The sequence below is a fragment of the Ferrithrix thermotolerans DSM 19514 genome (assembly GCF_900128965.1).
In the GTDB taxonomy this organism is placed as follows: domain Bacteria; phylum Actinomycetota; class Acidimicrobiia; order Acidimicrobiales; family Acidimicrobiaceae; genus Ferrithrix; species Ferrithrix thermotolerans.
In genome coordinates, this window is sequence record NZ_FQUL01000066.1 from 1 (window position 1) to 4,477 (window position 4,477).

Annotated in this window: 2 protein-coding genes; both read right to left on the reverse strand. The window is 50.9% G+C overall.

The features are described 5' to 3' along the window. Window positions 1–1,645: 1,645 nt before the first annotated feature. Window positions 1,646–2,149 carry a hypothetical protein gene (locus BUA24_RS11470; protein ID WP_143146553.1) on the reverse strand — a complete coding sequence of 168 codons (504 nt, stop codon included), beginning with the start codon at window positions 2,147–2,149 and terminating at the stop codon, window positions 1,646–1,648. A gap of 419 nt (window positions 2,150–2,568) precedes the next feature. Further along, complete coding sequence (locus BUA24_RS11475; RefSeq protein WP_072792712.1) at window positions 2,569–3,219, reverse strand: hypothetical protein; 651 nt, start codon at window positions 3,217–3,219, stop codon at window positions 2,569–2,571. Window positions 3,220–4,477 lie beyond the last annotated feature (1,258 nt).

Below are 4,477 nucleotides of genomic sequence, written 5' to 3' on the forward strand. Positions count from 1 at the left end.
TTACCCACTTTGAGACCGTGAAGTTAGAAATATCCAGCTCCCAAGCGATATCTTTTAGCCTGATAAGTTCATTGGCCAACAGGGCTATCTTTGCTCTGGTGACCTAAACAGCTGGAGCGCTAGCTTTGGCGATGACGGAGGTGAGGAACTCTTTATCCTCATCGCTCAACGTGACGACGTAGGTTGGTCTACGGCCGGTGCGCTTCTTGGACCCTTGTGAATCTTTCGCCGCTTGGGTTGCTCCTCGATATCTGCTTAGCTATTGTCATTGCCTTTTCCTCTAAAGAGTAGCTGTACAATGGGTTCAACAGGGGCCGAAACTTGAAAATTCCTGTTTCACAGCGAAACTTTGGCTAGGAATACTAGGTCACCACCAAATGCATCGACTGGTTCTCCTGTACAAGTTAGCACAATGTGGTGAAGATGTGTTGTCATTATGAGGATATTCGCGAAAGTTTGAGACTACCAGGCATTATGGCCGAGCGGTGATCTTCTGAACCTTCGGATGATCACTAGTATCGGAAGCTAGAGAGGTAGGTCATCCCACTCCCCAGTCGGTAGTACCCGTCCGCCCTGCTCGGCATGTCGTGGCTTGGTAGAGAGCTGATGGTCGACAACAGCTGCCCGTGATGTGAACACGGAGGACCGAGATGGGAAAGCCGGGTTCCCTAGCGAATCACCGGGGTCGTCGTGCGATTGCACCATTGTTCAACCTCCGTAGGATCACGACCATCCCCTCGCCCCGGCGGGTATCGAAGGATCGCACCCGACTTTTGAGTCGATGTACGAACGAAGAAAATAAGAGGAGGGGCATATTTCCCAACGACTAGTGCAATGAGCAACCCAAGCAAGGTGGCCCACGACCATTTCATGTGCTTTCGATAGTGCAGCAGTACGAGACACGTCGCCCATATTGGTGGTACGAATGGGTATGAATTGGGAGTGTTACGGGAGGCAAGGAGAGCGGAACGGTCACGGGAATCCGACAAGAGGACGTTGATTCCGGAACTTGGATCTACCTCAGCCTCGATGCAATCATCCTTACTGATCCTCTTGCAATCAGGGATGACTCGAGTACTAAACCTATGTGGCCGTCTATGAACTTCCCGGATGAACTCAGAGAGTCCCGCCCACCGTGACACAAGGGCAAACCCATAGAGCAAATCGACATCATCGATGATCGTCGCCATCGAATAGCGATCAGAGGCATTCGCCCCAAAGGAGTAGGTCACCAGAGAGTCCCATTGTGGATACAAGTCATGCTCGATTGCCAGGATCGCTTCGATGCAGCTTCGATGGTGGGCGAGATAGAGATCAGGCGCCTCGCTGGTCACTCCATTGCGGTGTAGGCAATCACGGATTGGCGCTCTTGCGATGAGCAACATCGCTTGCAGTACATGGAGCGAGGTAGTTTTTGGATACCCCTGCTCCTCTGACAACACTACAGCCAACTCCAAGATCTTTAGGGCACGAGTTGATGTGCCCCGATGAGTACTCGATGAACGATAGTTGGTCACGGTGAATCCACTGAGACACTAGTAGGTCGAGGATGATTGCACAACGCTCCTCCCATGCCAGCTACCTGGCCAACAAGCAGTCACTCCGTCTACCCATGTTATACAGGGACTTTGAACGACTGCGCTATTCAATAGTGCGCCACTGCGGCAATCCTAAACGTGGAACTGTAGACAAGGTAGAACATCACCGATGCCATCAGACTTGATGCAAGAAAGCAGACATTAACATGGTCTCTGCATAGCCAATCAAAGTTGAGAACGCAAAAAGTCGCTACCGCCACAACTAGTGCCAAGAGACCCAGCCAAGTACTCGAAGCGTCTACCCGAAAACCACCGGCTACCGCAACACATAGCTGCAGCAACAGCAAAGTGGAGGTTGTCAACTGGTAGAATCGTTTTCGCCGGGCCAAGGAGCCAAAGATCGTTGGCAGCGTCCCAAAGAGCAGAACCTGGAGGGCGAGGTAGGCAACATCTTCCACCTGAGCCTTCGGGGTGCCGCTTGGGAATCCGAAGCGCCCAACAAAGAACGCAACCATTCCCCCGAGATCTAGGGTACCTATTATCGCAGCTGCTACCAGCCCGGATGGCAGAAGATAGCCCACCAAGAATGCTGCTGGCACTGCAGCAATCATAAACATACCAGAAGGCGATGGCGATATATCACCAACTATCGCACCGAGCTACAGAAGTAGTGCTATCAAGCCAGCCGCGACACGCAACGACAACTCTCGATTCTTGACCATTTGTACCGTCCTTGGGTGAATGCCTTTGTATTGGCATGTCCTACCCTATACCTTCACACACTATATTTTTTAGAATCGAACCGTCTGGCTCCATCTATGCCCATAGAGTCCTCACACATAGTATTGTTATTTGCGAACGGGTTGTTGTAGAAGGTAAACTGCGCTCCAAGCATCCTCCCAGCCCAGCCGCTCATACACTATCCGGAATACCTGGACCATGGGAACGATAACGTTCCAGGCGTAAACAATAAAATATGCTTGAGTCACATCTATCATAAATCTGCCATCACTACCTGCCCTTCTGTCCATTAATGGGGTGGGTGAAGCACCGCAGAGACGACCACGAAAAAGAATGCTGACACCGTTACTGCAAGCATGCACGGAGCGACCATTCGACCAATTCGAATCTGACCGATGTGAAATAACAGCCCGAATGTAAGAACCGCCACAAGCAGTGCGAAGACCTCTGCGAGGTTTACCGATTGTGTCCGTCCAAGCCCGATTGCAATAGCGGTCACAAGTTGAACACCAAAGAGAGTTCCGATAGTGAATGGTCGATATCTCACATTGAAATACAAGGCACCAGCGGAAGCAGGAAGAGCTCCAAAGATAACTATATTCGCCAAGTCCAAGAGTAAAAATACAAAAACACGCTTGACGTCAGTGAAGGAATGCAACGGTATCGAACTAGGGTTGATTAGCATCAGGGTTTCCCCTAAGGCTCCTCCCAGAACGGCGACTGTGACTGACCTACCTCTTAAGAGACCCGTAATGAATATCGCCGGTACAAAGATAATGAGAACGAACTGGGCTTCCCCGGTGTTTGCTCCAAGTTCCAACAAGTCTCCGAGTAATCCAATGACTAGACACAGACTGAAACCAAACAGAGGGGCTCTCATGTCTGGAGGTTTCGCTAACACTATCGTACCATCAGACAATTTGCGAAATATCTTGGGCATCGCAGGTATCCTTTCGTAGTCTGCTATGACAGTTGCTAACGGTCACTGGTACCCTCACTAGAGGGTTATCCTGAACGACCCGTCGCAGATCAATGTGAGCTAATCGTTGGGGTAGTGGATCTCTTCTATATCATCAAGATTACTCGATGGTTTCGCATACCTCGGGGCTAAATTGCTTGCCGCTGAATGGAAAGGTGCCGCTCGTGCCTTCATAGCGTGCACATACAACATCGCCGTCGTGGAACCAACTAGAGCTATAAAAATCAAACTGGGCGCTCAGCATTGTTCCTGCTGTTCCACAAGAGACGCCGGATCCTACACAGTACTGCGTTGGGTTCCCGTAGCACACCTGTGGCATTTGCATGATGACGTTCCCATTCCGCAGAAGCTGAGCGACGCTACATCCATCATTGTATGCATACGCAGATGTTCTAATCCAGTTTACATAGGTCCCCGAGCCTGAGACGGATATACAGAAGCCGAACTCCCCCGACAGGCCTGGAGGGGCGCCGGTACAGCCAGACGCATCCATCGGTTTAATTCCTACAATCTGAGGGCTCACCTCGCCAGGACTACCAACGTAGGTAGCTGACGTATAACCCAGACTAGAAGTAATAATCGTTTTCATCGATGCCTTGGTGCCAACAGCCGACGAGTGGGTATCCTGTCAGTTGCATACCTCCACCAACACTCACAAGTGCAGCGCTAGCCGCTACTACAGCTCCCGCCCGGATGACATTCCTACCTTCATTTGCTTACCCCCTTCTAGGTTATCACCAGGTGTATCGTCTGATGTTACTCAATGTCCTAGCACAATGTTGCGAGAAGGTGTTGTCATTACGAAGAATTTTCTAAAGTTTGAGACTACTAGGCATTATGGCGGAGCGGTGACACTGAAACTACTCCCAAAACGGAACACACTGGATCTTCGGAAATAAGTGGCAATCCGGCGCCAAGATCGACCAGGAATCGGTAAGCCGTTGATGGTTCTGTAGGTGGTTGAGCCAGACAGGGCCGTCATTGCAAGGACTCCATGACACACCACCAGTGAGTGGCCAGGAGCTACCAAGGGGTTCTCGCCCCTCTGTGTCTCGTTTGTACCCTTTGTTGGGCCTGTTACAAACCAAGTGGGTTCAGGGCCTGGATCGTCATTGGGGTCACCGTTCCTAGTGTCCCTCCTCAGAAGTTTGCGGAGAAACAATAGGCTCCAGGTATTTCTGCATTGAAGCGAAGATCTCGTCGGCGCTCTTGGTCCAGA

Coding starts and splice junctions, on each gene's coding strand:
- BUA24_RS11475 (WP_072792712.1), bottom strand. CDS start 3,219: ATGCCCAAGATATTTCGCAAATTGTCTGATGGTACGATAGTGTTAGCG.
- BUA24_RS11470 (WP_143146553.1), bottom strand. CDS start 2,149: ATGATTGCTGCAGTGCCAGCAGCATTCTTGGTGGGCTATCTTCTGCCA.